Here is a 4335-nt window from a genome sequence, read left to right as displayed (position 1 = left end):
CGTTGCGCGACCAGGTCGCGGTCGTGGCGGTGGTGATCGCGCTGCTCGGCGGCGGGTTGGGCGTCCTGGCGGCGCGGACCGTCCAGCGGCGGGTGCGCACGGCGGCCGCGGCCGCCCGGAGGTTCGGCGAGGGTGAGCTGGGCACCAGGCTGCCGGTGGAGGGGCGCGACGAGCTGGCCGACCTCGCCGGGTCGTTCAACGCGATGGCGCAGCGGCTCGGGGAGTCCATCGACCAGCTGCGGGCCAAGGACCGGCAGCAACGCCGGTTCGTCGCGGACGTGGCGCACGACCTGCGCACGCCGTTGGCGTCGATGGTCGCCGCCGCGGACGGCCTGGACAGCCCGGACGCCGCGGACCGGGAGAGGTCGGCGGAGCTGCTGGGCAGCCAGGCGCGGCGGCTCGGTGCCCTGGTCGACGACCTGCTGGAGATGTCGCGGTTCGACGCGGGGGCCGCCGAGCTGAGGCCCGAGGTCGTCGACCTCGAAGCGCTGGTCGCGGACGCGGTCGAGGTGAGCGCTCCCGGCGTGGCCGTCCCCGTCCGGCGCACCGGTGACACCACCGTGCTCGGTGACCCGCGCCGGTTGCACACCATCGTGCGCAACCTCGTCGCCAACGCGGTCCGGCACGGTGGACCACCCATCACGGTGACCGTCGACGGCGCGGAACCCGAGCGGGTGCGCGTGGTCGTCGCGGACTCCGGGCCCGGCCTGCCCGCCGACCTGGCCCCGGTCGTCTTCGACCGGTTCGTGCGCGGCGACCGCGCCCGCAGCCGCACGGAGGGCAGCGGCCTCGGGCTGGCCATCGCGCAGGAGAACGCCCGCCTGCACGGCGGCGCGGTGGAGGTCGTCAACGACGGGGGAGCGGTGTTCACCCTGACCGTGCCGCGAGCGGTACCCGGCCACGTCGGGTGACCGGCGCGTCCTGAGCGGCTGCCGCCATCACGCTCCTGCCACGAAGGCTCGGCTGTCACGAACGCGCGGGCTACCGCAGCGCGCGGCTGTCACACAACGCGCACATGACGCGCACGGGCCGCGGACATCCCGCGGGCAGTGTCGGACGCGTCCAGGTCCGGCACGGGGTGAGGGAGTCATGGTCAGTCGATCGGAGCGCGGGTTCGGTGGCCGGCGGTGGGGCCGTCGGGCGGTGGCGTCGGTGGTCGGTGTGCTCGTGGTGGCGGTGTCGGCGTGCGGGCCGGAGCCGGGGGCCGGTGGGGGTGCGCCGGCCGGAGGTCCGCCCCGCGGGGGCGCGTCCAGCGGCGGGCCGGTGGAGGACGGCAGCATCCCGGAGAACGGCAGCATCTCGCCGTTCGACTCCGACCACTCCGCGATCCGGGGGTTGGACCCCGACCTGCTGGCGGCGGTGCGGAAGGCGGCGGAGGACGCCCGCGCGGCCGGTGTGGAGCTGAGGGTGACCTCGGGCTGGCGGAGCCGGGAGTACCAGCAACGCCTGTTCGACGAGGCCGTGGCCAGGTACCGCAGCGTCGAGGAGGCGCGGCGGCTGGTCAGCACGCCGGAGAAGTCCGCGCACGTCGTCGGCAAGGCCGTCGACATCGGTCCGACCGACGCCGCCGACTGGGTCGTCCAGCACGGCGCGGACTACGGCCTGTGCCAGACCTACGCGAACGAGATGTGGCACTTCGAGCTCTCGACCACCCCGGGCGGCGAGTGCCCCGTGCCGCTGGCCGACGCCGCCGGCTGAAGTCCGATCGGCTCAGAGCACGACTTCGACGTTGACCTTCACCACGTCACCGACGTCGATGCCCTCGGCCTTGCGGACGGCGCGCTTCACCGGCAGCACGTAACTGCCGCGCCCGGAGTCGGGGAAGATCGACGTCGACCACACGCTCGCGCCGAGCACGACCCGCACCCGCACGGCCCCGAACCCGCGCCGGGGCCCCGCCGTCAGGTCGCGGATCTCCTCGGACGCCTCCACCGGCAGGCTCACGAACGTCCAGCTCTCGTTCTTCCGCGCGTCCCAGAGCCACAGCTCCGCCTCGAACTCGACCACCACGTGCGGCAGCATCGCACGCCGACGACGCGGAGGACGGACGGGTGGGCTGGTCAGGGCCGAGGAGTCAGGCGGGGTGGTCCAGGAGCTCGGCCAGCAGGGTCCGGACGCGGCGGTCGATGTCGTCGCGGATCGGGCGCACCGCGTCGACCCCCTGGCCCGCCGGGTCTTCGAGGTCCCAGTCCAGGTAGCGCTTGCCCGGGAACACGGGGCACGTGTCGCCGCACCCCATGGTGATGACGACGTCCGAGGCCTGGACGTCCTCCTCGGTCAGCTTCGACGGCACCTCGGCGGTGATGTCCAGACCCAGTTCCGCCAACGCCTTCGCGGCGGCCGGGTTGACCCGGTCGGCCGGGGCGGAGCCCGCGGAGCGGACGGTGACGCGGCCGAGCGCGTAGTGCTGCAGCAGCGCGGCGGCCATCTGGGAACGGCCGGCGTTGTGGACGCAGACGAACAGGACTTCGGGCTTCGTGCGGCTCAACGGACTCGTCCTTCCTGACAAGCGCGGTGGTGCTCGGTGAACGGTCGGCGGCGCATTCAGGACCCCTCGGTGGCCGGGCGGACGGCGGGCGCCAGGCGGTCGACGCGGTCCGCGAGGTGGCGGTAGGCGTCGTCGAACGCCTCTTCGGTGCCGACCGCGGCCGGGTCCGGCACGGACCAGTGCAGCCGGTCGGGGTGGACGGCGCCGAGCTCCTCGTGGGCGTTGTCGCACACCGCGACGAGCAGGTCGTCCGGTCGCAGCACGTCGTCCAAGTGGCGCGGGCGGGCACGGGTGAGCGACAGGCCGTGCGCGCGGGCGGTGGTGACGGCCAACGGGTGCACGCGCTCGGCGGGCCGGGTGCCGGCGCTCGCCGTCGGCACGTCGCTGCGCTGCCCCCACAACGCGGTGGCCAACTGCGACCGGGCGGAGTTCCGGCTGCACACGAAGACCACCCGGGACGCCTGCCGCCGCACGCCGGTCACCGAGCCGCCCGCCGCGCCGGGCACCAGGCCGGCCAAAGCGGCGCTCCGCAGTCGCAGGTAGGTGCGCCGGTGGTCGCCCTCGGACCGGGACCGCTCGACCACGCCCGCCTGCTCCAGCAGCTTCACGTGGTGGGCGAGCAGGTTGCTGGGCAGCCCGAGCGCGCGGCCGACCTCGCTCGGTGAGGCGTCACCGAGCACCAGCAGCTCGACCACGGCCAAGCGGGCGGGCTCGCCCAACGCCGCGTGCACCCGCGCACGGGCCGCGGTGCCGGCCGACCAGTCAGCGTTCATTGACTCAACGATGCTTGAGCCACCGGCCCCGCGTCAACCCGTGGGGTCCCGCGTCAACCGGCGAGCCGGAACGCGGCCCGGCGCACCCCTCGCACGCCGGGCCGCGAAGACATCAGACCCGCGCGCTCGGCGCCGCCAGGGTCAGGTCCGCCACCGCCGGGCCACCGCAGCACCCGGTCGAGGGCTCGGCGGCGTCGAACACCCCGGCCCCGCCGCACACCCCGGTCTCCGGCAACGTCAGCTCGACCTGCGCCGCCGACTCGTGGTCGCCCGCGATCTCGGCCACCACGCTGCGGACCTGCTCGTAGCCGGTCAACGCGAGGAACGTCGGCGCGCGCCCGTAGCTCTTCATCCCCACCAGGTACACGCCGGGCTCGGGGTGGCGCAGCTCGTTCGCGCCGTGCGGGTAGACGGTGCCGCACGAGTGGACGTTCGGGTCGATCAGCGGGGCCAGCGCGGTCGGCGCCTGCAGCACCGGGTCCAGGTCCAGCCGCACCTCGGACAGCCACGAGTGGTCCGGCCGGAACCCGGTCAGCGCCACGACCTCGTCCACCGGCTCCAGCGCGCGCCCGTCCTCCGACACCAGGACGAGGCGGTCGCCGTCGCGCTCGACCCGGGACGTGCGGAAGCCGGTGACCACGTCCACGTGCCCGGCCTCCGCCGCGGCCTCGGCCCTGAGCCCCAACGCGCCGCGCGCGGGCAGCTGGTCGGCCTCACCGCCGCCGAAGACGGCACCCACCGCGCCCCGGCGCAGCAACCACGTGACGTGCGTTCCGGGGTGCTCCTCCGCGAGACCGGCCAACGCGACCAGGGCGGTCAGCGCGGAGTGCCCGCTGCCCGCGACGGCGATCCGCCTGCCCGCGTACCGCTCGACGTCCCGGGCCGGGTCGGGCACGCGGTAGCTGATCCGGTCGGATGGCGAGTGCTCACCGACCGCCGGCAACCCGTCACCGCCCAGCGGGTTCGGCGAGCCCCACGTGCCGGAGGCGTCGACCAGCGCGCGGGCCGTGATCCGCTCGGCGCCCAACACGTGCACGGTGAGAGGCTCGCTGTCCCGGCCCGCGGCCACCACCC

The 4335-nt window shown here is 75.1% G+C and carries 6 protein-coding genes; 2 read left to right on the top strand and 4 right to left on the bottom strand.

Annotated features, from left to right (window positions below):
* The coding region (locus tag AB0G02_RS30010; protein ID WP_360800518.1) for a HAMP domain-containing sensor histidine kinase at positions 1 to 911 on the top strand (911 nt) is incomplete at its 5' end.
* Between the two features lie 178 nt (positions 912 to 1089).
* Positions 1090 to 1698, top strand: coding sequence for a M15 family metallopeptidase (locus tag AB0G02_RS30005; protein WP_360800515.1), 609 nt, complete (start codon positions 1090 to 1092; stop codon positions 1696 to 1698).
* 12 nt (positions 1699 to 1710) lie between these two features.
* Here the strand turns inward: AB0G02_RS30005 and AB0G02_RS30000 are convergent, their stop codons facing one another.
* The 4 genes from AB0G02_RS30000 to AB0G02_RS29985 all read right to left on the bottom strand — a co-directional run.
* Positions 1711 to 2010, bottom strand: a complete 300-nt coding sequence (locus AB0G02_RS30000; protein ID WP_360800512.1) for a DUF1905 domain-containing protein — start codon at positions 2008 to 2010, stop codon at positions 1711 to 1713.
* A gap of 64 nt (positions 2011 to 2074) precedes the next feature.
* Entirely contained in the window at positions 2075 to 2488 is a 414-nt protein-coding gene (locus AB0G02_RS29995) for an arsenate reductase ArsC (protein ID WP_360800509.1), read from the bottom strand.
* Between the two features lie 56 nt (positions 2489 to 2544).
* Positions 2545 to 3261: a helix-turn-helix domain-containing protein gene (locus tag AB0G02_RS29990; RefSeq protein WP_360800506.1), complete on the bottom strand. Its 717-nt coding sequence runs from the start codon at positions 3259 to 3261 to the stop codon at positions 2545 to 2547.
* A 112-nt stretch (positions 3262 to 3373) separates the two neighbouring features.
* The coding region (locus tag AB0G02_RS29985) for a flavoprotein (RefSeq protein WP_360800503.1) at positions 3374 to 4335 on the bottom strand (962 nt) is incomplete at its 5' end.

Source organism: Actinosynnema sp. NPDC023658 (assembly GCF_040639995.1).
In the GTDB taxonomy this organism is placed as follows: Bacteria; Actinomycetota; Actinomycetes; order Mycobacteriales; family Pseudonocardiaceae; genus Actinosynnema.
Note: the sequence above shows the minus strand (reverse complement) of the source record. Positions and strands in the feature narration are given on the sequence as shown.